This window comes from Pseudogemmobacter bohemicus (genome assembly GCF_003290025.1).
In the GTDB taxonomy this organism is placed as follows: domain Bacteria; phylum Pseudomonadota; class Alphaproteobacteria; order Rhodobacterales; family Rhodobacteraceae; genus Pseudogemmobacter; species Pseudogemmobacter bohemicus.
In genome coordinates this window covers 1,315,279-1,337,974 of sequence record NZ_QNHG01000001.1, presented here as the reverse complement: position 1 = coordinate 1,337,974, position 22,696 = coordinate 1,315,279, and the positions used below count along the sequence as shown (strand labels likewise).

The following is a 22,696-nucleotide window of genomic DNA, read 5'->3' as shown; positions in this document are numbered from 1 at the left end:
ATCTGCCCGCCGGAGCGGTTCCGGGGCGATTACTCGACCGTCACCGATTTCGCGAGGTTCCTCGGCTGGTCCACATCAGTGCCTTTGGCAATCGCGGTGTGATAGGCCAAAAGCTGCGCCGGCACCGCGTAAAGGATCGGTGCCCAGACCGGGTCGACCTCGGGGAGCGTCAGCTGTGACCAGGTGCCCTGGCCGGCATGGGCGATCCCCGCCGCATCCGACAGAAGCAGAACCTTGCCATGGCGGGCCATCACCTCCTGCATATTCGACACCGTCTTGTCGAACAGCGCATCTGACGGCGCCATCACGATCACCGGAACATTGGCGTCGATCAGCGCGATGGGGCCGTGTTTCAGCTCTCCGGAAGCATAGCCCTCGGCATGGATATAGCTGATTTCCTTGAGTTTCAGCGCGCCTTCCAATGCCATCGGATACATCGGCCCGCGCCCGAGGAAGAGGATGTCGCGCGCCTCTGCCAACTCGTTCGAGACCGCCGCGATCTGATCGGACAGCGAGAGCGCCGCATTCAGCAGCCCGGGCAGGTTGCGCAGGCTGATGATGCGCGCGGTCAGTTCCTCCCCGCTGATCCGGCCCCGGTCGGCGGCTGCCTTCAGCGCCATCAGCGCCAGCACCATCAGCTGGCAGGAAAACGCCTTGGTCGAGGCAACACCGATCTCGGCGCCGGCGAGGATCGGCAGCACCAGGTCACTTTCGCGCGCAATGGACGAGGTCGGCACATTGACCACCGCGACCACTTTCGCGACCTTTTCCTTCACATAGCGCAAGGCCGCCAGCGTGTCGGCGGTCTCGCCCGACTGGCTGACAAACAGCGCCATCGAGCGGTCTGACAGCACCGGCTCGCGGTAGCGGAACTCGGAGGCCACGTCGATTTCCGCCGGGATGCCGGCGATCTGTTCGAACCAGTATTTCGCGACATGGGTGGCGTAGCTTGCGGTGCCGCAGGCCACCATAACCACCCGGTCGATAGTGGTGAAATCAAGCCCCTCGGGCAGGTTCAGCGCCGGGCTGGCGCTGGATCCGGTGTAGTGGCGCAAAGCATCGGCCAGCACCACCGGCTGTTCGGCGATTTCCTTGGCCATGAAATGCTTGTAGCCGCCTTTCTCCACCCGGGTCGCGCCCAGCTGGATGCGGGTCTCGGCCCGGTTCGCGCGCCGGCCTGCGGCGTCATAGATCTCGGCGCCCTGGCGGGTCAGCACCGCCCAGTCGCCCTCTTCGAGATAGGTGATCCGGTCGGTCATCGGCGCCAGCGCGATGGCATCCGAGCCTACGAACATCTCGCCCTCGCCGCGCCCGATGGCAAGCGGGCTGCCTTTGCGCGCGCAGATGAGCAGATCATCCTCGCCCTCGAACAGCATGCACAGCGCAAAGGCGCCCTCCAGCCGGGTCAGCGTCTCGCGCGCGGCGTCGATGGGGGTGGCGCCCTTGTCGATGCTGCGTTTCAAAAGCAGTGCCACCGTCTCGGTATCGGTCTCGGATTCCTGGTGATAGCCGTCGGCTGCCAGCTCTTCGCGCAGGGCGCGGAAGTTTTCGATGATGCCGTTATGCACCACCGCCACGCCACCGGCGCGATGGGGGTGGGCATTTACCACCGTCGCCGCGCCATGGGTGGCCCAGCGGGTATGGCCGATGCCGGATTTCCCGGCCAGCGGCTCATGCACCAGCAGATCCGATAGGTTGACCAGCTTGCCCACCGCGCGCCGCCGGTCGAGCCGGCCTTTGTTCACGGTGGCGATTCCGGCGGAATCATAGCCGCGATATTCCAGCCGCTTCAGCCCTTCGACCAGAAGCGGAGCGACCTCGTGATTGCCAAGGACGCCGACAATGCCACACATGAAATTATCCTTTGTTCTTCGCAGCTTTAATCGTGCGGAGTTTCTCGAAAAGCCTGATCGCGAGGCCGGGTTTGTTGACCTGCTTTGCCCGTGCCAGCGCCACGGCACCTGCGGGCACGTCCTCGGTGACGACCGAGCCAGAGCCGGTCAGCGCGTCATCGCCGACCGTGACCGGCGCCACCAGCATGGTGTCAGAGCCGATAAAGGCGCGTTTGCCGATCCGGGTGCGGTGTTTCATCACCCCATCATAATTGCAGGTGACGGTGCCGGCACCGATATTGGTGAACTCGCCCACATCCGCATCGCCGATATAGGACAGGTGCCCGACCTTGACGCCCTCCTCAAGGATGGCGTTCTTGATCTCGACGAAATTGCCGACATGAACATCCTCGGCCAGTTCCGCCCCGGGGCGCAGGCGGGCAAAAGGCCCGACATCGGCGCCGCGCGAGACATGGCAGCCCTCCAGATGGCAGAAGCCCCTGATCTCAGCGCCGGATTCGATGGTGACGCCGGGGCCGAACAGCACATTCGGCCCGATGATCGCATCGCGACCCACAATGGTGTCCAGCGCGAAAAACACGGTTCCGGGCGCGGTCAGGGTGACGCCGTTTTCCAGCGCCTCGCTCCGGGCGCGGGCCTGGAAGGCGGCCTCTGCTTCGGCCAGCTGCGCCCGGGTATTGACGCCCAGCGTCTCGGATTCGTCGCAGATCACCACGGTGGCCGAAAGGCCCTTTGACCGCGCGATTCCCACCACATCGGTCAGGTAATATTCGCCGCTGGCATTGGCGTTGCCGATCTCTGAAATCAGCGCGAAGAGGTCTTTGGCCGAGGCACAGATCACCCCGGAATTGCACAAAGTCACCGCGCGTTCGGCTGCGTTCGCATCCTTATATTCGACGATGCGTTCGAGACTGTCACCCTCGGTGATCAGACGGCCATAGCGGCCGGGATCGGCGGCCTCGAAGCCCAGCACCACCACGGCATTATGCGCGCGGGCCTCAAGCATTGCCTCCAGCGTCTCAGAGCGGATGAAGGGGGTATCGCCGTAAAGCACGATCACATCGCCCGCCTGGCCTGCAAGCGCTGCCCGGGCCTGATCGACGGCATGGCCGGTGCCTTTCTGCTCCTCCTGGCGGGTGATCACCACATCGGGGTCGAATTTCAGCGCCGAGGCCGCGACCTCATCGCCGCCATGGCCGACCACCACGATGGTCGCGACAGGGGAGAGAGCGGCGCCGGCGGCCATGGCGTGATGCAAAAGCGGTGCCGCCGCAACCTTGTGCAGGACTTTCGGAAGATCCGAATTCATGCGCGAGCCCTGGCCTGCCGCCAGGATGATGAGCGAGACCTGCATTCTGCCCCTTCCTTTTGTGTTGCCGCCGTTCTACCGAAGCCGTGCAGGGTCGCCAAGGGGGGCGGCGGTCACAGAGGGTTGCGGCATGTTGCAAGATCGGCTTTCGCCCGGGAATGAGCAAAACGGCAACCGCGACGGCGCCTGTGTGGTGTTTGACCTTGACGGCACCCTGGCCGATACCAGCGCCGATCTGCTGGCCGCGGCCAATGCCTGTTTCACCGAAATGGGGGCCGGCACGCCTTTGCATGCGGGAGACAGCCTGACCGCGTTTCATGGCGGGCGGGCGATGCTGAGGCTCGGCTTTGAGCGGCTGGGACAGCCGGCGCCGGAAGGGCAGGAACTGGAGCGGCTTTACCCCGGGCTTTTGCGCCATTACCGCGCGGCGATTGCGGTTCACACAAAGATGTATCCGGGGGCGGTCGATACGGTGGAGGCGCTGCGCCGCGCGGGCTACCGGGTTGCGGTCTGCACCAACAAACCCTTTGCGCTGGCGGAAGAGCTGTTGCGCCAGCTTGGTGTGCGGGATCTGTTCGGATCGCTGGTGGGCGCCGATACGCTGCCAGTCCGCAAGCCCGATCCCGCGCCCTATCATCTGGCGGTTGAACGCGCGGGCGGGGTGGTGGCGCGCTCGCTTCTGGTCGGGGATACCGAGACCGATCTGAAAACATCGCGCGCGGTGGGGGTGCCTTCGGTGCTGGTGAGTTTCGGGCCGGAGGGGGAAGGCATTGCGCGGCTGGCGCCGGATGTCTTGCTGCATCGCTACGAGGATCTGCCGGAGATCGTCAGGCAGCTGATCGGGTAGCATTGGCTGATCGGGCAGAGTGGCCCTGCCCCCTCGTGACGCGTTTCAACAGGTTTGATGCTTTGAGGGCTGCACGGGTAGGTGCAGGCCTTCACGCCTCGGAAGGGGCACAAAATAGTCAATGAAATCAGTGGTGAAATTTCGCAAGTGTGGGATGATTTGCCCATAATCGGGAAGGGTTCAGTTCCCGTTTCCTATTGAACGTTGGGTATTGGCTTAACACTTAACGCTCACACAATCCGAAAGTGTTCGTCTCGCCGACCGGCTTCAAACGACCTTTCGAAGAGGCCAGCACGGGCGAACGCCTGATCGCGGACGAAGTCAGCAAACGCTTTGCTGCCGACCTTCTATGCGCCTTCCGACGACTGTTTTGGCTGATGTTGCGATGGGCCTGCTGGTCTGATTTGGACTGGCTGTTGGCCGGGGGGCTTTCACTTTGTTCTGACCGCTGCATAGCGGCCCCGCTGCGGGCGGTCGATGCGCCGGAGGCAATGCGTTCTGGTCGGGCTGTTTGCGAAGGGGGCGGCCCTGCACATGAAAAGGCCCAGCGATGGGCCGGGCCTTTGCGGTGTTCCATTCAGGTGAACAATGCGATTTCAGGCCGGGATCGCCATGCCTTTGCCCTGTGCCAGATCGCGCATTCTCGCCTGGAGTTTCTCGAAGGCGCGCACCTCGATCTGGCGGATCCGTTCACGCGAGACGCCATAGCTTTCCGACAATTCCTCCAGCGTCACCGGCTCATCGGCGAGGCGGCGCTGCATCAGGATGTCTTTCTCGCGGTCATTGAGCACGGACATCGCCTCGGTCAGCATTTCGCGGCGGGTGTCCAGCTCGTCCTTTTCGGCATAGGCGCCGGCCTGATCGCTGTCCTCATCCTCGAGCCAGTCCTGCCATTGGGTTGCCCCATCGCCATCGCCACCGATCTGGGCGTTGAGCGAGGCATCCGAGCCGGAAAGGCGGCGGTTCATCTCGACCACTTCGGCCTCGGAAACCGAGAGGTCTTTCGCGATCTGGGCGAGGTTTTCCGGACGCAGATCGCCTTCCTCCAGCGCGCCGACCTTGGCCTTGGCCTTGCGCAGATTGAAGAACAGTTTTTTCTGCGCCGAGGTGGTGCCCATTTTCACCAGAGACCACGACCGCAGGATATATTCCTGGATCGAGGCGCGGATCCACCACATCGCATAGGTCGCGAGGCGGAAGCCTTTCTCGGGATCGAAGCGTTTCACCGCCTGCATCAGCCCGACATTGGCCTCGGAGATCACCTCGGCCTGAGGCAGCCCATAGCCGCGATAGCCCATGGCGATCTTGGCGGCGAGCCGCAGATGCGAGGTCACCAGCTGATGCGCGGCCTTGCTGTCCTGGCGTTCGGTCCAGGCCTTGGCCAGCATATATTCCTGCTCGGGTTCGAGCAGCGGGAATTTGCGGATTTCCTGGAGATAACGGTTAAGGCCCTGTTCAGGGCTCGGTGCGGGAAGGTTGGTATAGGTGCTCATTTTCTGCCCCCTGTTTTTCTTCCGGTGCCATCAGCCCCCGGAGAACCGCTTCACTTATGTGCCACGGATCCTCCTTACAAGGGAGCGATCAATGGAAGATGAACGCGAGATGGGGATTGGGGATCCCGATGAAAAGAATTGTGTCGGGCGGTTCACGCGAATGTCAGGGGCGGAGGGGCCGGGGGAAGGAAACGGGAAAGAACCGGGGGAGCCCGGCTGGCGCGGGACCGGGGCGGCGTGGCATGAGACCGGGAAACATGAGACCTGGGAACATGGGATTGGGAAACATGGGATTGGGAAACATGAGACCGGGAATGCAAAGCGGGGGCGGGTTTTGCGACGGGGTATGGCGTGACGGAAAAACCGCGAAGCAACAGGGTCTTTCTGCCCTCGGCCGAGCCCGGAGTGGCGCTTGAGGTCGTGGTGGTGCGGCCGCCGCAGCCGCAGCCAGGGCCTTATCCGGTGATGGTCTTCAACCATGGCTCGACCGGCAGCGGGCAAAGCCCGGCGGTCTGGCGGCGCAGCGTCAGTCCGGCGGTGATCAGCCGCTATTTCGTGGCAAGGGGCTGGATGGTTGCCTTCCCGCAGCGGCGCGGGCGGGGGAAATCGGGTGGCGCCTATGGTGAGGGGCTGGCGGCGGATGGCTCGGGCTATTCCTGCGATACGGCGGCAGCGCTGGCCGGCTTTGACCGGGCGGTCGAGGATCTGGACGCTGTCATGCGCGATCTGGCGCGCTGGCCCGATGTCGATCCGGGACGGCTGGTGATCGGCGGCGTCTCGCGCGGGGGGATCCTCGCGATTGCCTTTGCCGGGATGCGGCCGGGCCTGTTACGGGGTGCGGTCAGTTTCAGCGGCGGCTGGCTGGGGCGGGCCTGTCCGGCTTTCGAAGCGGTCAATCCGCTGCTCTTTGCACTCGGTGCCGGGGCCAGAACCGGGGCCAGAACTGACACGCTCTGGCTGCATGGCACCCAGGATCAGTATTACCGCATCGGCCATTGCCGCAGCAATTTCGACCGTTTCCGCGAGGCGGGCGGGCAGGTGCGCTTTGTCTCGCTGAAGGCGGGCCATGCGCTGATGTTCAAACCGGCGCTCTGGGCGCCCCATATGGAGCCCTGGCTGGAGGCGGTGGGGCTGGATTCGGTGGGGCCGGATTCGGTGAGGCTGGCGGCTGAGCGCCGTGGCTGATTGTGGCGGCCCGGACGGCGCCGTATTTTTTTGACATCCCTTACGGCGCGGTTGTGACCTCGATTTCTTGCCGCAGGCTGCCATCGGGGGCAAAGATCAGGATGCGGCTCTTGCCGGTGACGACGCCGATCCAGCCCGGCCCGGGCACCACCGAGACCGCAACCTCGCCCGCAGGCAGCTGCAGCGCGGCGGGCAGCTCTGCCGGCGCCGAAATCGGCGCGCTGAGGCGCGTGACAAGCAACAGGGTCACGGTTATGACACCCGCGATCATGCTCAGCATCAGCACGATCACCAGCGCCTTCAGAAAACGCAGCGAGGGCGGCAGCGCGATCTCTTCCGCATTCTCCTTCGGGGCCTGAGCCATGACTGAACCTTTCACGCCTGAACCTTTTCCTGACGATGACGACTTTCTGGGCCAGCCGGAAGCGGGAGAGGTGATCTCCGTCACGCTGGGCCCGGATGCCGCTTTGCGTCTTGATAAGGCGCTCAGCGCCGCTGTGCCAGAGGAAGCGGCACTGTCGCGCTCGCGGCTGGCGCGTCTGATCGAAGAAGGCGCCGTCAGCCGTGCGGGCCAGGTGGTGACCGATCAGAAGGCGAAAACCGCGCCGGGAGAGGTCTGGCAGATCCGGATCGGCCCCGCCCAGGCGGTCGAGACCCTGGCCGAGGCGATCCCGCTTTCGGTGATCTGGGAGGATGCTGATCTGATCGTGATCGACAAACCGGCGGGGATGGTGGTGCATCCGGCGCCGGGTTCTCCCTCGGGCACGCTGGTCAATGCGCTCTTGCATCATTGCGGCGACAGCATTTCCGGCATCGGCGGCGAGCGGCGCCCCGGCATCGTGCACCGGATCGACAAAGAGACCTCGGGCCTGATCGTGGCGGCGAAATCCGACCGCGCCCATCACGGACTGGCGGCGCAGTTCGAGGCCCATACGGTGACGCGTCATTACCTCGCGCTGTGCAACGGGGTGCCGGAGGGATCTGACCCGCGGCTGCGCGGCACCAGGGGGATAAGCTTTGAACCCGGCGGCGTGATCCGGATCGCGACCAACCTCGCCCGCCACCGCACCGACCGGCAAAAGCAGGCCGTGACCTGGCCGCCCGAGGGGCGCCATGCCGTCACCCGCACAAGGGTGGTCGAGGGTTTTGCGGGCCAGGCGGCGCTGATTGATTGCTGGCTGGAGACCGGGCGCACCCATCAGATCCGTGTCCATCTCGCCTGGGCGGGCCATGGGCTGATCGGCGATCCGACCTATGGCGGGCGGCGCAAATTATCCGGGAAACTGCTGGGCGAGGCGGCGCAGGAGGCTGCGGATTTCCCCCGCCAGGCGCTGCATGCGGCAAGCCTTGGCTTCACCCATCCTGTGACGGGCGAGCGGCTGGAATTCCGGTCAGAGCTGCCGGGGGATATGAATGCCCTGCTCGCGGCGCTGCGCGCGGCGGGCTGATGGGCGGGGCCGGGGACATCCGGCATCGCTGCCGCCGCGCTATTTCTCTTTCCAATCAGCACAACGGCGATTAGAAACGGGAAATTCCGGTTTCCTTCGGGTTTTGTGCCTGGAGCCCGTTCCCGGCGCAAGGACCATCCTTCGTCCGCAGCCTGCTGCGGCGGGGACGGAATGGCGGGGGCATGCGGGATACCGGCGAAATCGCGGCGGCCGGACCCGTTCCTGCCGCTGATCACCGGCGGGACACCCCCGCAACCGCGAGGACAGATGCGCACCATTACCACGACCGAAGAGCTTGCGTCTTTCTGCGCAGCTGCGAAATCGGCCCCCTATGTCACCATCGACACCGAATTCCTGCGCGAGCGCACCTATTGGTCAAAGCTCTGCCTGATCCAGATGGCGCTGCCGGGCAAGGAGGGCGATGCGGTTCTGGTCGACCCGATCCTTGGCGAGGATATGTCGCTGGAGCCGCTCTATGACCTCTTCCGCCATGAGGCGGTGGTCAAGGTCTTCCATGCCGCGCGCCAGGATCTTGAGATCTTCTTCGTCGAGGGCAATGTCTTTCCGGTGCCGCTGTTCGACACCCAGATCGCGGCCATGGTCTGCGGGTTTGGCGAACAGGTCGGCTATGAGACGCTGGTACGCAAGATCGCGCGGGCCAATCTCGACAAGACCTCGCGCTTTACCGACTGGTCGCGCCGGCCCTTGTCGGATGCGCAAAAGGAATATGCGCTGGCCGATGTCACCCATCTCAGGGTGATCTATGAATGGCTGGCGGCGCAGCTGAAAAAGAATGGCCGCTCCGCCTGGGTCGAGGAGGAACTGGCGGTGCTGGTGGATCCGGCGACCTATACCGTGCATCCCGATGAGGCCTGGAAGCGGATCAAGACCCGCACCTCTTCGGGGCGGTTCCTTGCCATTGTGCGCGAGCTTGCGAAATTCCGCGAAACCTGGTCGCAGGGGCAGAACGTGCCGCGCTCACGGGTGATGAAGGATGATGCTCTGCTGGAGCTGGCCTCGACCCGGCCCACCACGATGGAGGAACTCGGCCGCTCGCGGCTCTTGCTGCGCGAGGGCAGGAAGCCCGAGATCGCCGAGGGGATCCTTGCCGCGATCCAGGCCGGGATGGAGGTGCGCAATGAGGATCTGCCGAAGGTCGCGCCGCAGATTGATCAGCCGCAGACCAATGCGGCGCTGGCCGATCTGCTGCGGGTGCTGCTGAAGGCGAAATCCGAGCAACTGGGCGTGGCGCCGCGTCTGATCGCGGCGGCCTCGGAGCTTGATGCGATTGCGGCCGGCAAGCGCGATGTCGAGGCGCTGCAAGGCTGGCGCGGCGAGGTCTTTGGCGATGAGGCGCTGCGGTTGTGCAAGGGCGAAATCGCGCTGACCGCGAAGGGCACGGAAATCCGCACGATCCGGATCTGACAGCGGGGGCGGAGGGCGCTGGCTCATGGCGCCTCACGGGATCTGGCGGGGAATGCCCCTACGCCTTCGGGCTGCTCTTTGGGCGGAACCGATCCGACAGGAATGCGCAGAGGAATGCGAGACCCTGGCGCAATCCGATTTCGTCACGGTCACAGGGCACGATTGCAGGGCAGGGTCACTGGGCACGGTCACAGGCGGGGCAGCACTATGCTGCCGCCCAGCTGTGTGATGTCGGTGATGCGCCTCGGTTCAGGTCAGGTTCCGATCCGTCTGATTGACAGAACGGTCGTGGATTCCAGTTTGCCGTTTGGGGTTCAGGTTTCCTTGGGCGCGTGCAGGCGGCGGATCTGACCCGCAGCGGCAATTCCGGGGGGGATGATGCAGCGGCAGTTTCTTGCGTCCATTCTTGCGCCCGGAGCCCGGGCGCGCACAGGGTCGGATGCTCCCTCAGCCAGCGGCCAGAGAGCCATCAGCATGGCCCGCCGTGTAGTCCGAAACCGGATCTCGCGCAGCCCTGGCGGCTGCGCGAGAGGGTTTGGAAAAGCTGGTGCCCTCAGCCGGAATGACCCCGGCCGGGATCGCTGCCTCCGTTTCCAGGCAAACAGGTCAGGCGATTGCTGATGCCCCAAATCGGACGTCTCAAATCCGGACATGCCAGATCCGGATATGCCAGATCCGGGCGCCCATAATCCGGCGGCGCAGAAACCGGGGTTACGGCAACCGGCGTTACGGCACGCGGTTGGCCAGCGGGTTCACCCCGACCGCGCGCAGCGTCATCATATAGGCGCGCTGCGCCGCCTCGACCTTGTCGCGCGCGGCCTCGGACAGATTGCTCTGATCGGTCAGCGGCGGCCGCGAGCTGTTTGCCCCCGAGACCTGCGCCACAGGCTGCGCGATTTCGCTGGCGGCGGCGGGCGATGCCCGGCTGCCGCTTTGAGATGCCGGAGCGGATCCGGCTGTATTCCCGGCCTGGGCATTCGCGACCGGTTCAACGGACGCCATGACTGGCCGGACGGCGGAAATGAATCCCATAACCGTCACCCCACGATAGAAAGCCCCACAGCCTGATCCTGGCACAGATCGCGGATTCTCCCCAGCGGGCAATATGATGAATTTGTCAGAGATTTTAGGAAACCTCTCGGCCCCCGAAGCCCCAGCCGCGACCCCGGCCGCGACCCGGGCCCCCTGACCCCGGCCCCCGGGTTCAGCCCGGCAGCGGCGAAAGCAGCCGCCGATAAAGCGTTTCAAGGAAAGCGGCAGCCTCGGTCCAGGGGTCGTGACCCTCGCCCAGCACAGCGCGGGTCTGGCTTTCGAAATCGGCATAATGCTGCGTCAGCGCCCAGACCGAGATGATCAGATGCACCGGGTCCGAGCGCCGGATCCGCCCCAGATCCATCCAGCGCGACAAAAGCCGTGCCTTTTCCTGCACGAGATCGCGCAATTCACCCTGGATCACCTCGGAAATCCTGGGCGCGCCCTGCAGGATCTCATTGGCGAAAAGCCGGCTTTCGCGGGGGAAATCGCGCGACAGGTCCAGTTTGCGCCGCATATAGCCCAGCATCTCGGCCAGCGGATCGCCGTCTTCGCGCATCGCCCGCAAAGGCTCCAGCCAGGCGGTCATCAGCCCGGTCAGGAGGTCGCGATGGATCTCTTCCTTGGAGCCGAAATAATACAGCAGATTGGGTTTCGACAGTCCTGCCTGCAGCGCGATCTGGTCCAGCGTCGCGCCGCGAAACCCCTGGGCGGAAAACACGTCGAGCGCCGCGGCGAGGATGGTCTCGCGGTTCTTTTGCTGGATACGGCTGCGGCGCGGCGCGCGGGCGGTCTTGTTCTCCATGATGTTTTTTAATCCGCCCGGGGGGTGGCGGTCAAACCTCGCAGGCGCGGCGTGGGGAAAAATCTTGACCATGTGGTCAGGCTGTGCTGGCCTGCGGTCAGAATGGCAGACCGACGGGAGACCACCATGGCCGCAGCGGGCGAGAACCTCCGCATCAATTCGCAACGGCTCTGGGACAGCCTGATGGAGATGGCGAAGATCGGGCCGGGCGTGGCGGGCGGCAATAACCGCCAGGCGCTGACCGATGCGGATGGCGAGGGCCGCCATCTGTTTCGCAGCTGGGCCGAGGCGGCGGGCATGACCATGGGCGTCGATCAGATGGGGACTATGTTCTTCACCCGCCCGGGCGAAGACCCAGAAGCCGCGCCGGTCTTCATGGGCAGCCATCTCGACACGCAACCCACTGGTGGCAAATATGACGGTGTGCTGGGGGTTCTGGGCGCGCTGGAGGCGGTCAGGACGATGAACGATCTCGGCATCCGCACGAAGCATCCGATCACCGTGGTGAACTGGTCGAATGAGGAAGGCGCGCGGTTCGCACCGGCGATGGTGGCCTCGGGCGTTTTCGCGGGGGTGCTGGAACAGGATTACGCCTGGTCGCGGCCCGACCCTGATGGCAAGCGTTTCGGCGATGAATTGCGGCGGATCGGCTGGCTGGGCGAAGAGAAGACCGGCGCGCGCAAAATCCATGCTTACTATGAGCTGCATATCGAACAGGGCCCGATCCTTGAGGCGGAGGCCACAGATATCGGCGTGGTGACCCATGGCCAGGGGCTCTGGTGGCTGGAATTCACCCTGACCGGCCGCGATGCCCATACCGGATCCACTCCGATGGCGATGCGGAAGAATGCGGGCCTCGCCATGGCGCGGATTTTTGAGCTGGTGCAGGGGGTTGCCATGTCCAACCAGCCCGATGCGGTGGGGGGCGTGGGTCAGGTGCGGTTTGCGCCGAACTCGCGCAATGTGCTGCCGGGCACGGTGGTGTTCACCGTCGATATCCGCACGGTTGACCAGGCCAAGCTTGACCGGATGCGGGCAGCGGTCGAGGCGGGCGCGGCGAAGATCTGCGCCGATCTGGATGTTGGTTGCGCGGTCGAGGCAGTCGGCCATTTCGACCCGGTGACCTTCACGCCGGACCTCGTGGGTTCGGTGCGCCGCGCGGCAGAGCGCCTCGGCTATTCCCATCGTGACATCGTTTCCGGCGCCGGGCACGATGCCTGCTGGATTGCGCGGGTGGCGCCGACCACGATGATCTTCTGCCCCTGTGAGGGTGGTTTGTCGCATAACGAGGCCGAGGCGATCAGCCCGGAATGGGCGGCGGCGGGGACGGATGTGCTTCTCCATGCCGTGCTGGAAACGGCTGAGGTCGTGGCGTGAAACGTGAAGGCAAGGACATGAAACTGACATCGCTGATCCCCGCCCGCCCGGGCGTGCTGGCCCTGGTGGGGCTGATGGCAACCGCAGGCGTCGCCGCTGCCGGGGGCTGGCAGCTGCAATATCTCGCCGACAGCGGCGGCTCGCGTCCGGTCGTGGTGGAGCGCGCCGAGGCCGAATTTTCCGAAGCCTATCTTCGCGATGCGGTCGGGAACGGCCTCTACCTGTCTTGCTGGACGGATGAGGGTGGTAATCGCACCATCCGCTATTCGGCCTCAGGCGAGCCGGCCTTTGGCAGCACGATCACGGCAAGCCTCGGCCTCGCCGATGGCGACAGTATCGACCTGAACGAGATGCCCTATGCCGGCGGCAGCTATTTCACCGCCCTTGACCCGCAATCGGTAGAGCGGCTGCAAAACAGCGCCGGTGTGATCCTTTCGGTGATGGGCGAAGAGGTCGGAACCGAATTCGATTTCACTGCCGGTGGTCTGCGCGAGGCGCTGGCCGATCCGGTTTGTGCAGGGCAATAGCAGGGGGAAAGAGCATGAGCACGGTCATCAAAGGCGGCACCATCGTCACGGCGGATCTGAGCTATGTCTCGGATGTGCTGATCGAGGCGGGGCAGATCATCGGGATCGGCCATGGGCTGAAAGGCGATAAGGTGCTCGATGCCACCGGCTGCTATGTGATGCCGGGGGGGATCGACCCGCATACCCATCTCGAAATGCCTTTCATGGGCACCTATACGGCGGATGATTTCGACACCGGCACCCGCGCGGCTTTGGCGGGCGGCACCACGATGGTCGTCGACTTCGCGCTGCCCTCGCCCGGCCAGGGGCTGATGGATGCGCTGAAGCTTTGGGACAACAAAGGCGCGCGGGCGCATTGCGATTATTCCTTCCATATGGCCGTGACCTGGTGGGGTGAGCAGGTCTTTGACGAGATGCGGCAGGTCGCCGATCGCGGCATCAATTCGTTCAAGCATTTCATGGCCTATAAGGGCGCGCTGATGGTGAATGACGACGAGATGTTCGCGTCGTTTTCGCGCTGCGCCGATCTCGGCGCGATCCCCTTTGTGCATGCCGAGAATGGCGATCTGGTGGCCGAGCTGCAGACGAAGCTGATGGCCGCCGGCACCAATGGCCCCGAGGGCCACGCCTATTCACGGCCCCCTGCGGTCGAGGGTGAAGCGACGAACCGCGCCATTATGATTGCCGATATGGCGGGGGTGCCGGTCTATATCGTGCATGTCTCTTGCGAAGAGGCGCATGAGGCGATCCGCCGCGCGCGTCAGAATGGGCAACGTGTCTGGGGCGAGCCGCTGATCCAGCACCTGACGCTGGACGAGACCGAGTATTTCCACCCCGACTGGGACCATGCCGCGCGGCGCGTGATGTCGCCGCCGTTCCGGGGCAAACGGCACCAGGACAGTCTCTGGGCGGGGCTGTCTTCGGGGTCTTTGTCCTGTGTCGCGACCGACCATTGTGCGTTCACCACCGAACAGAAACGCACCGGGCTTGGCGATTTCACCAGGATCCCCAATGGGACAGGCGGGCTGGAGGACCGGCTTTCCATGCTCTGGACCCATGGCGTCCGCACCGGGCGGATCACGATGAACGAATTCGTCGCCCTGACCTCGACCAATATCGCCAAGATCCTGAACTGCTATCCGAAGAAAGGCGCGGTGCTGGTGGGCGCCGATGCCGATCTGGTGGTCTGGGATCCGGCAAAGGCAAAGACTATCTCGGCCGAAAGCCAGCAATCCGCCATTGATTACAACGTCTTCGAGGGGCAGGAGGTCATGGGCGGTCCGCGTTTTGTGCTGTCACGCGGCCATGTGGCGGTGACCGATGGCCAGCTTGCCTCGGCGGAGGGGCATGGCAAATTCGTCGCGCGCGAGCCGCGCGGAACCGTCAGCCGCGCCTATACGCAGTGGAAAGACCTCACCGCGCCGCGCCCGGTGCAGCGCGGCGGCATTCCGGCAACCGGTGTCTGAACCGGTTGTAAAGTTTTCACCAGGTTGTAAATTCTCCGGGCGAGCCTGTCGCAAGCCCTGCCCGGAGAAGCCATGTCCCGCGCCCCCCTGATCGGCACCCGCCTGCGTGAGCGGCGTATTGCTGCGGGGATGCGGCAGGGTGATCTCAGCCGGGCGGCGGGGATCTCGCCCTCCTATCTGAACCTGATCGAGCATAATCGCCGCAATGTGACGCCCGAAGTGCTGGACCGCCTTGCGCGCGCGCTGGATGTCGCGCCCGAGGAATTCTCGGAGCGTGATCCCGGCGCGCTGGTGGCGGAACTCAGGGCGGTGGCGGCAAGCTTCCCGGGCTCGGGTGCCGAGGCCGATCGCGCCGGGGAACTGGCGGGCCGCTTTCCCGGCTGGGCGCAGCTGATCGCCGATCTCCAGACCCATATCTCCGGGCTCAGGCAGGGGATGGCGGCGCTGAATGACCGGCTGGGCCATGACCCGCATCTGTCGGCGGCGCTGCATGAGCTGTTATCGGCGCTGTCTGCGGTCCGGGCGACGGCGGGGATCCTGGTCGAGACCGAGGATCTCAGCCCCGACTGGCAGCGCCGCTTTCACCTGAACCTGCATCAGGACAGCGAGCGCCTGGTGGGGGGCGCCGAGGCGCTGGTCTCCTGGCTTGATCATTCCGGCGAGGAGGCGGAAAGCGCCGTGATGGCGCCGCAGGACGAGCTGGAGGCCTGGCTGTCCAGGATCGGCTGGGTCCTGCCCGAGGAAGAGGCTGTGGCGCTGGATCAGATCCAGGGCCGTGATGCGAAGGCGCTGGCGCGGGGCTGGATGGGTCAGGCGCGGGGCGATATCGCGGCGATCCCCGAAGCTGGCTTGCGCACCGCGCTGGCAGCGGGGGGCGATCCCGCGCTGATCGCGGCGCGGTTCGGGGTTTCTGTCCAGGCGGCGATGCGCCGGATCGCGTTCCGGCCGGGATCTGTCGCCGGGCTGGTGGTCTGCGATGCCTCGGGGACGCTTTTGTTCCGGAAGCCGATCCCCGGTTTCGCGCCGCCGCGCTATGGGGCGGCCTGTCCGCTCTGGCCGCTTTTCACGGCACTTGCGCGGCCCGGCCAGCCGGTCCGGGCGGTGATGGAGATGCCGCAGCCAGGGGGCGGGCGGTTTCTCTGTCTGGCCTGGTGTGAGGCGCGGCTGCCCTGGGGCTTTGCCGGGCCGGAACTGCGCGAGGCCGCCTTGCTGATCCAGCCCGACAGCGGCAGCGCCCCCGATCCGGCGCCGCTGGCGGCGGGCACCACCTGCCGCATCTGCCCGAGGGATGCCTGCCCGGCGCGGCGGGAACCCTCGATCCTTGGCGATGCGCCACAGCAGGCGACAAAACCGCCGCGCTGAGCGACGGCGGAGTATCTGCCACGCTCTGCGTAAGGGTGCGCTGCAATGCGGCGTGGATCGCCTTTTGACAGGGGAAGGCAAATCATAAGATACTGGCTTTCCGGGCCGGTTGCCCGGATGGGGAGGACCGGTCATGCCGCATCACAAGCGGCAGACGGGCAGGGAAGAAAGCAGCGAAGAAAGGCGGGGGACGGGCATGGAAAACAGCCGCAAGGTGCTGTTGGTCGAAGACGAACCCAATATCGCCGAGGCGATCCAGTTCATCCTGTCGCGCGCCGGCTGGGAGGTGATCCACCATGCCGAGGGACAGGGCGCGGCGCAGCTGGCGCGGAGCCTGCGCCCGGGCCTCGTGATCCTTGATCATATGCTGCCCGGCCTTTCGGGTCTTGATGTGCTGACGGCGCTGCGGGCCGATCCGGTGACGGTGACGGTGCCGGTGCTGATGCTGACCGCCAAGGGCCTGCCGCGCGACCGCGAGGCGGCAGAGCGGGCCGGGGCGACGCGCTTTATGACCAAACCTTTTTCCAATGCCGAGATCGTGGCCGAGGTGCGCAGCCTCACCGGCTTTGGCGCCGGGGCCGGTCAGGTCGATGCGGGGCAGGTCGATGCGGGGCAGGTCGATGCGGGGCAGGTCGATGCGGGTCAGGCCAATGCGGGTCAGGCCATTGCGGGGCAGGCCATTGCGGGATCCGGCAATGGCGCCGCATGACGCCGCCGGGCCTTTTGCCATGGCGCGGTTGCGGGCTCCGGGAGGCATTGGCCGGATGACCGGATTTTGTCAGAGGGAAGGCGGGTCCTCCTGCCCGAGGGGTGTTGTGCGACAGGCTGCTGCCGATACCCGGCTGCCGAAGACAGCGCTGTCGGGGCAGACAGGTCCCGTGCCGGATGCGCGCGATCGGACGCGATCTTCCCGCGGCGAGGGGCCGGATTATCCGGGCGCGTCCTGCGCCCGCGCAATCGGACAATGCAGCACGGATGCGGGGGAAGATCCGCTCCGCAGGATTTCCGTGACCCGAACCCTCAGCGGGACGGGGCATATTCGTATCAGAGAGGAGCGCCCTCCGCGCCGGGTGATCCCGCCGCTGGCTTGCGCGCGGCCATGTTGCAACACCCGCAGGGTGGAGACGAACTCCGTGACAGGGGCAGAGTCCATGCCGGGGGCAGAAAGGGGCGCGGTGACCGAGACCCTCGCGCAGGTCGTGACAGCAGTGCTGACGCGGCGGAGGGTTGTGGCGCGCGGGCCCGGGTTCCGCGATACTGCGGTCAGGTGTGGAGAAGACAGGCCGTGAAACGCCCGCGCCGTCCGCTCTTTCTTGGCCGCATCCCCTATCGCCGCCGCCGGCTGCGCGATGCGGCGCGGCTTTTGCCGGTGGCCGGGGTCTTTCTGATGATCCTGCCGATCCTCTGGACGCCGGCGGATGGCGGCCAGCGGCTGCTTTCCTCGGATGTGATCTGGTTCTTTCTGACCTGGGCCGTGCTGATCCTTCTGGCCGCCGCGCTTGCGCCGGGGCTGGCGAAACCCGACGAGACCCGCCCCGGCGAGGCATCGGGCGACGAGGAAGAAGGCTGAACCCCCGATGTCTTTCAACCTGCTGGTCGCCTCTTGCCTTGCCTATGTGATCTTCCTCTTCGCCGTCGCCTTTCTGGTCGAGCGGCGCTCGGGGCAGGGGAAGCTTGGCTGGCTGCGCTCGCCCATGGTCTATACGCTGTCGCTGTCGATCTATTGCACCGCCTGGACCTTTTACGGCGCGGTGGGCTATGCGGCGCGCTCGGGGCTGGAATTCATCACGATCTATCTGGGGCCAACGCTGGTCTTCATCGGCTGGTGGTGGATCTTGCGCAAGCTGGTGCATATCGGGCGCCGGCAGCGGCTGACCTCGATCGCCGATCTGATCTCGTCGCGCTATGGCAAATCGAATTCGCTGGGCGTGCTGGTCACCGTGATCGCGATTGTCGCGGTGACGCCCTATATCGCGCTGCAATTGCAATCGGTGGTGCTGGCCTTTGAGGTCTTTGCCAATGCCGCGCCCGGCGAGGCGCGCCCGGCCGCCGGCCAGACCGCAATCTGGGTGGCGGTGGGGCTGGCGCTCTTCACCATCCTGTTCGGCACCCGCAACCTGGACGCCAAAGAGCAGCATACCGGCATCGTCGCCGCCATCGCGGTCGAGGCGGTGGTCAAGCTGGTCGCGCTGATCGCGGTCGGCTGTTTCGTGGTCTGGGGGCTGGCGGGCGGCGTCTCGGGCATCATGGCGAAGATCGACGCGTCTTCGTTGCATGACTGGCAGTTGCAGCCGGGGCGATGGACCGCGATCCTGTTCCTTGCCGGCGCGGCGGTGATCTGCCTGCCGCGCATGTTTCAGGTCATCGTGGTCGAGAATTCCGATGAGCGCCAGCTGGCCCGCGCCTCCTGGGCATTCCCGGCCTATATGCTGGCGATGAGCCTTTTCATCATCCCCATCGCCGTGATGGGGATCGAGCGCCTGCCCGAAGGCGCCAACCCCGATATGTTCGTCCTGACCCTGCCTCTGGCCGAGGGGCAGGGAGCGCTTGCGATGCTTGCCTTCCTTGGCGGCTTTTCCTCGGCCACCTCGATGGTGATCGTCGAGGCGATTGCACTGGCCACCATGGTGTCGAACCATATCGTGATTCCGACCTGGCTCAGGCTGCGCCGTTCTGGCGCGATTTCCGAGGATGTGCGCTCGCTGGTGCTGAATGCACGGCGGATCTCCATCGCGCTCGTGCTGGCTTTGGGCCTCGGCTATTACCGCGTCTCGGGGGGATCGGGGGCGCTGGCCGAGATCGGGCTGATCTCTTTTGCAGGTGTCGCGCAATTCCTGCCGGTGATGATCGGCGGTATTTTCTGGCGCGGCGCCACCCGGACCGGCGCGCTCCTTGGGCTTGGGACGGGTTTCGCGCTCTGGGCCTATTGCCTGTTCCTGCCCTCTTTCGGGGATGCGATCCTGCCCGCCTCGGTGCTGCAACAGGGCCTTTGGGGATTTGGCTGGTTGCGCCCCGAGGCGATGTTCGGCACCGAGGTGATGGATCCGCTGGTCCATGCGCTGTTCTGGTCGCTGATCGCCAATACGGCGGTGTTCTGCGCCGCCTCGATCCTGAGCTTCCCCGGCCCGGTCGAGCGGCTGCAAAGCGCGGTTTTCGTCAATGTCTTCGATGGCCCGGTCGGCCCGCAACGCTGGGCGCGCGGCGAGGCAGAGCCCGAGGCGCTGCTTGTTATGACACAGCGCATCATGGGCGAGGAGGAGGCACAGGGCCTTTTCGAGCGCGCCGCCCGCGATCAGGGCAAAAGCGAATCCATGCTGCCCGACCCGACGCCCGCCTTCCTCGCCGCGCTTGAGGAGAAGCTCGCCGGCTCCATCGGTGCCGCCACGGCGCATGCGATGATCTCGAAACTGGTCGGCCTTGATACGGTGACGGTCGAGGATCTGATGGTGGTGGCGCGCGAATCCGCGCAGCTGATGGAACATTCCGCGCAGCTGGAGGAACAGCGGGGCGCGCTTTCGCGCACCGCCACCGCGCTTCGGGAGGCCAATGAGAAGCTGACCGCGCTTTCGGTGCAGAAAGACGCGTTCCTGTCGCAGATCAGCCATGAGCTGCGCACCCCCATGACCTCGATCCGCGCCTTTTCCGAGATCCTCGCCGAGGGCGATCTGCCGCCCGGTACCGTCGCGCGCTCGGGCGGGATCATCCGCGACGAGGCGGTGCGGCTGACGCGGTTGCTGGATGATCTGCTGGATCTGTCGGTGCTGGAAAGCGGCAAGGTGCAGCTGTCAGTGAGCCTTGTCAGCATGCGCGATATGATCGACCGCGCCATTCTCGCCACCGAAAAGGTCAAGCCCGAGCGTGATATCGAATTCACCCGCGACACCATCGCCGAATCCGTCTGGATGCGCACCGATGCCGACCGGCTGACCCAGGTGTTCATCAACCTGATCGCCAATGCGCGCAAATATTGCGATTCGAGTCATCCGCGCATCCGCATCGCGGTGCGGGTCAAAGGCGGGCGGGTCAGGGTCGATGTCTCGGATAACGGCAAGGGCATTCCCAAGGCGCTGCAATCCATGGTGTTCGAGAAATTCTGGCGACTTCCCGGCGAGGCAAGGGCCTCGGGCGCGGGGCTGGGCCTCGCGATCTGCCGCGAGATCGTCACCAATCTGGGCGGCAGCATCGACTATCTTCCCGGCCAGGGCGGTGCGGCCTTTCGCGTGGTGCTGCCGCTGAGAATCGACCCCGGCTGAAAAAAAACGGGCAGCGGCGGGCGGCGCGCGGTTTCGCTACGATTTTCCCGGCCCTGTTAACTTTGCGCAAACCTTCTCGCGACCAGAATGGCGATACCTGGACGAAAACGGGAAGCATTGGCATGAGCGAGATCCTGCGCCGCAAACTTCGCCCCGCGCATGAGGAACTGCCCCAGCCCCATGCGCTGGTTGATCAGGCCTGGCGGCTGGCTTTGGCGCGCGCCCTGCGCGAAGGGGTGGGGCTGCCTGCGGAAACCACGGCGCTGTCCTCGCGGCCCTGCGATCTGTTGGAACTGCCGGAGCTGCCGCCCGAGCGCGCGCTGATCGCGCTGCTGGACGGGCCGGGGGGCGCGATGGGGGTGGCGGCTTTCTCACCCGAGCTGACGGCTTCGCTGATCGAGATGCAGACGATCGGCCGTATCGGCACGGTGGCGCCCGGATCCAGACGACCGACCAGGACCGATGCCGCGATGATCTCGCCGGTGCTTGACCGGGCGCTGGCGCGGTTCGATTTCCTGGTCCGCGACCTGCCGGATCGCCGCGTCGATGGCGGTTTCCGCTTTGCCTCATTGCTGGATGATCCGCGCAGCATCGGGCTGTTGCTGGATGATCTGCCCTATCACCTGATGACCACCACCCTGTCACTGGCCGATGGCAAGCGCAGCGGGGAGATGCTGCTGGCGCTGCCGCTGGCTGAGATGTCGCAGGCGGAGCCCGCCGGCACCGCACCCGAGCCTGCGGGATTCTCCGCCGATCTGGGGCAGACGGAATGCGAATTGCAGGCGGTGCTGGGGCGGCGGATGCTGACCCTGAATGAGGTGATGCAGCTGGAGCCGGGGCAGGTTTTGCCGCTGAACGAGGCCAGTATCGCAAAGATCAGCCTGCGGGGGATCGACGGTAAACCGGTGGCTGCGGCACGGCTGGGGCAGCAAAACGGCTACCGCGCATTGCGGATCAGCGCGGTGGCGAGCGGCAAGGGCGAAACAGAGCCGGGTATCCCGGCGGACTCGGTGCCGGATCTTCCGGCGATGAATACGCCCGCTGCGATGGACTTTCCGGCTGGATTCGCAACGGAACAAATGGCGATTCCCGGCCCGGAGGGTGAACCGGGCTTCGGGATTGAGGCTGGCCTCGGGGATGGGCTTGATTTCCGTGTCCCGGCCTGATCGGCGCAGCACAGAGCCCCAGGCCGGGGCCACGCCACGACCCGGACGTGTCTCAGCCGGCGGATTTCTGCGCCGCAAGTGCCTCGATCTGCGGTTCGAGATGGGCGAGCTGATAGCCATGCCGCGCGGCAGCGGCGATCAGATCGGCGGCCGGCTGCGTCCCTGCCTGGGACAAAGCCCAGACGATCGACGAACGGTTGCCGCTGGCGCAATAGGCCAGCACCGGCCCCGGCGCGGCGGCAATTGCCTCGGCCTGGGCCACGACATTTTGCATCGTAAGCGCGCCACCAATCACCGGATTGGCAAAGAAGGCGAGGCCAAGCGCCTCGGCCCGCGCCTGCATCTCGCTGGTATGGAGGTCGTCGGGGATCTCCGCATCGGGGCGGTTGTCGATCACCGCGCGGTAGCCGGCGTCCCTGATCGCCTCAAGGTCCTCGACTGCGATCTGGGGCGAAACGGCATAGGTTTCACTGAGCGGGCGGATATCCATCTTGACGTCCCTTCGGAAATTCTGCCGCAGCCTATAGCGCCGAAAGCCGGGGGAAAAGCCCCGATCCGGCGGCGCCTGTCCGCGCAATGCGCGCCCATTGTTGATCTGCGTCATGGCAGTGAAACACAAGCCTGATATTGTAATCCCGGGAGTACCGGCAGCCGGAGGAGGAACGGCCATGGAAATCTATAACGGTTTTTCTCAATTGCAGCGCCTGACCCGCGAGGCGGTAAAGCTTGCGGAAGATGGTGCGATGACGGATCTGAGCGCGACGCTCGCAGAGATCCAGGCCCTGGCGCATCGCTTTCCCACCCCCGTTTCCGAGGGCGGGCGCGAAAGCCTCTCGCAGCGCGAGGCGCGGCGCCTGCGTGAGGAAGAAGAAATCGAACAAATATTCGATAATATGCCGGTCTGATCCCCACCAGCCCTGCACGGGTGGTTTGCGCCGTTGATACTCTGCTGCCATCCGGCGGCAGGCTGTATTGGCTGCTCACGGAAGGATTGTGCTGCCTGTCTTTTTTGCCGGTCCGGTTGTGGCATGGGCAAGGGATTGTTGCAGGTGGCCTGTTATCCGGGCAGGGCATTGGCTGGCCTGGGCGCGGGCCGTGTGGGAATAAGCGTGGAATATTGGGCGGGAGACAGCCGGCAGGGCAGGGTA

At 65.3% G+C, this 22,696-nt stretch carries 19 protein-coding genes and 1 pseudogene; 13 read left to right on the top strand and 7 right to left on the bottom strand.

Features of this window, described 5'->3' with window-relative positions:
* Positions 1-29 precede the first annotated feature (29 nt).
* Together glmS and glmU are read right to left on the bottom strand one after the other, a co-directional pair.
* Positions 30-1,853, bottom strand: a complete 1,824-nt coding sequence (glmS, locus tag DRF71_RS06300; RefSeq protein ID WP_112309606.1) for a glutamine--fructose-6-phosphate transaminase (isomerizing) — start codon at positions 1,851-1,853, stop codon at positions 30-32.
* A 4-nt stretch (positions 1,854-1,857) separates the two neighbouring features.
* Positions 1,858-3,207, bottom strand: a complete 1,350-nt coding sequence (gene glmU / locus DRF71_RS06295; protein WP_112309605.1) for a bifunctional UDP-N-acetylglucosamine diphosphorylase/glucosamine-1-phosphate N-acetyltransferase GlmU — start codon at positions 3,205-3,207, stop codon at positions 1,858-1,860.
* 85 nt (positions 3,208-3,292) lie between these two features.
* Here glmU and DRF71_RS06290 point away from each other — a divergent pair, with 85 nt between their 5' ends.
* Positions 3,293-4,009 carry an HAD-IA family hydrolase gene (locus tag DRF71_RS06290; RefSeq protein ID WP_112309604.1) on the top strand — a complete coding sequence of 239 codons (717 nt, stop codon included), beginning with the start codon at positions 3,293-3,295 and terminating at the stop codon, positions 4,007-4,009.
* A gap of 596 nt (positions 4,010-4,605) precedes the next feature.
* Here DRF71_RS06290 and rpoH read toward each other — a convergent pair.
* Complete coding sequence (gene rpoH / locus DRF71_RS06285) at positions 4,606-5,502, bottom strand: RNA polymerase sigma factor RpoH (RefSeq protein WP_112309603.1); 897 nt, start codon at positions 5,500-5,502, stop codon at positions 4,606-4,608.
* 351 nt (positions 5,503-5,853) lie between these two features.
* Here rpoH and DRF71_RS06275 point away from each other — a divergent pair, with 351 nt between their 5' ends.
* A complete protein-coding gene (locus tag DRF71_RS06275) occupies positions 5,854-6,687 on the top strand; it encodes an alpha/beta hydrolase family protein (protein ID WP_112309601.1) in 834 nt (277 codons plus the stop codon).
* 40 nt (positions 6,688-6,727) lie between these two features.
* Here the strand turns inward: DRF71_RS06275 and DRF71_RS06270 are convergent, their stop codons facing one another.
* Positions 6,728-7,051 (bottom strand): DUF6476 family protein, encoded by a 324-nt coding sequence (locus tag DRF71_RS06270; RefSeq protein ID WP_112309600.1) that lies wholly within the window; start codon positions 7,049-7,051, stop codon positions 6,728-6,730.
* Here DRF71_RS06270 and DRF71_RS06265 point away from each other — a divergent pair.
* Together DRF71_RS06265 and rnd are read left to right on the top strand one after the other, a co-directional pair.
* Positions 7,050-8,135 (top strand): RluA family pseudouridine synthase, encoded by a 1,086-nt coding sequence (locus tag DRF71_RS06265; protein WP_112309599.1) that lies wholly within the window; start codon positions 7,050-7,052, stop codon positions 8,133-8,135. The genes DRF71_RS06270 and DRF71_RS06265 overlap by 2 nt on opposite strands.
* A 267-nt stretch (positions 8,136-8,402) precedes the next feature.
* Positions 8,403-9,560: a ribonuclease D gene (gene rnd / locus DRF71_RS06260; protein ID WP_112309598.1), complete on the top strand. Its 1,158-nt coding sequence runs from the start codon at positions 8,403-8,405 to the stop codon at positions 9,558-9,560.
* A 726-nt stretch (positions 9,561-10,286) separates the two neighbouring features.
* Here rnd and DRF71_RS06255 read toward each other — a convergent pair.
* Both DRF71_RS06255 and DRF71_RS06250 read right to left on the bottom strand, forming a co-directional pair.
* Positions 10,287-10,592 (bottom strand): hypothetical protein, encoded by a 306-nt coding sequence (locus DRF71_RS06255; protein ID WP_157970945.1) that lies wholly within the window; start codon positions 10,590-10,592, stop codon positions 10,287-10,289.
* Positions 10,593-10,764: 172 nt separating this feature from the next.
* Positions 10,765-11,397 (bottom strand): TetR family transcriptional regulator C-terminal domain-containing protein, encoded by a 633-nt coding sequence (locus tag DRF71_RS06250; protein WP_112309596.1) that lies wholly within the window; start codon positions 11,395-11,397, stop codon positions 10,765-10,767.
* A gap of 126 nt (positions 11,398-11,523) precedes the next feature.
* On the opposite strand from DRF71_RS06250, the gene DRF71_RS06245 reads away from it, so the two are divergent.
* The 8 genes and pseudogenes from DRF71_RS06245 (at position 11,524) to DRF71_RS06210 (ending at position 21,548) form a co-directional block, all read left to right on the top strand.
* Entirely contained in the window at positions 11,524-12,774 is a 1,251-nt protein-coding gene (locus tag DRF71_RS06245; protein ID WP_112310036.1) for a Zn-dependent hydrolase, read from the top strand.
* A 17-nt stretch (positions 12,775-12,791) separates the two neighbouring features.
* On the top strand, positions 12,792-13,301 hold the full coding sequence (locus tag DRF71_RS06240; RefSeq protein WP_157970944.1) for a hypothetical protein: 510 nt from the start codon (positions 12,792-12,794) through the stop codon (positions 13,299-13,301).
* A 14-nt stretch (positions 13,302-13,315) separates the two neighbouring features.
* Complete coding sequence (gene hydA / locus DRF71_RS06235; protein ID WP_112309594.1) at positions 13,316-14,767, top strand: dihydropyrimidinase; 1,452 nt, start codon at positions 13,316-13,318, stop codon at positions 14,765-14,767.
* A 72-nt stretch (positions 14,768-14,839) separates the two neighbouring features.
* A complete protein-coding gene (locus tag DRF71_RS06230; RefSeq protein ID WP_112309593.1) occupies positions 14,840-16,129 on the top strand; it encodes a helix-turn-helix domain-containing protein in 1,290 nt (429 codons plus the stop codon).
* 196 nt (positions 16,130-16,325) lie between these two features.
* Positions 16,326-16,688: pseudogene (locus DRF71_RS06225) on the top strand (response regulator transcription factor); the annotation flags it as partial.
* A 726-nt stretch (positions 16,689-17,414) separates the two neighbouring features.
* Positions 17,415-17,699: a hypothetical protein gene (locus DRF71_RS06220; RefSeq protein WP_112309592.1), complete on the top strand. Its 285-nt coding sequence runs from the start codon at positions 17,415-17,417 to the stop codon at positions 17,697-17,699.
* A 7-nt stretch (positions 17,700-17,706) separates the two neighbouring features.
* Positions 17,707-20,382, top strand: coding sequence for an ATP-binding protein (locus tag DRF71_RS06215; RefSeq protein ID WP_112309591.1), 2,676 nt, complete (start codon positions 17,707-17,709; stop codon positions 20,380-20,382).
* Positions 20,383-20,504: 122 nt separating this feature from the next.
* Entirely contained in the window at positions 20,505-21,548 is a 1,044-nt protein-coding gene (locus tag DRF71_RS06210) for a FliM/FliN family flagellar motor switch protein (RefSeq protein ID WP_157970943.1), read from the top strand.
* Positions 21,549-21,600: 52 nt separating this feature from the next.
* On the opposite strand, the gene DRF71_RS06205 is transcribed toward DRF71_RS06210, so the two are convergent.
* Complete coding sequence (locus tag DRF71_RS06205) at positions 21,601-22,038, bottom strand: TIGR01244 family sulfur transferase (RefSeq protein WP_112310035.1); 438 nt, start codon at positions 22,036-22,038, stop codon at positions 21,601-21,603.
* 178 nt (positions 22,039-22,216) lie between these two features.
* Between DRF71_RS06205 and DRF71_RS06200 the strand changes: the two genes are divergently transcribed.
* Positions 22,217-22,453 carry a hypothetical protein gene (locus DRF71_RS06200; RefSeq protein ID WP_112309589.1) on the top strand — a complete coding sequence of 79 codons (237 nt, stop codon included), beginning with the start codon at positions 22,217-22,219 and terminating at the stop codon, positions 22,451-22,453.
* Positions 22,454-22,696: the final 243 nt, after the last annotated feature.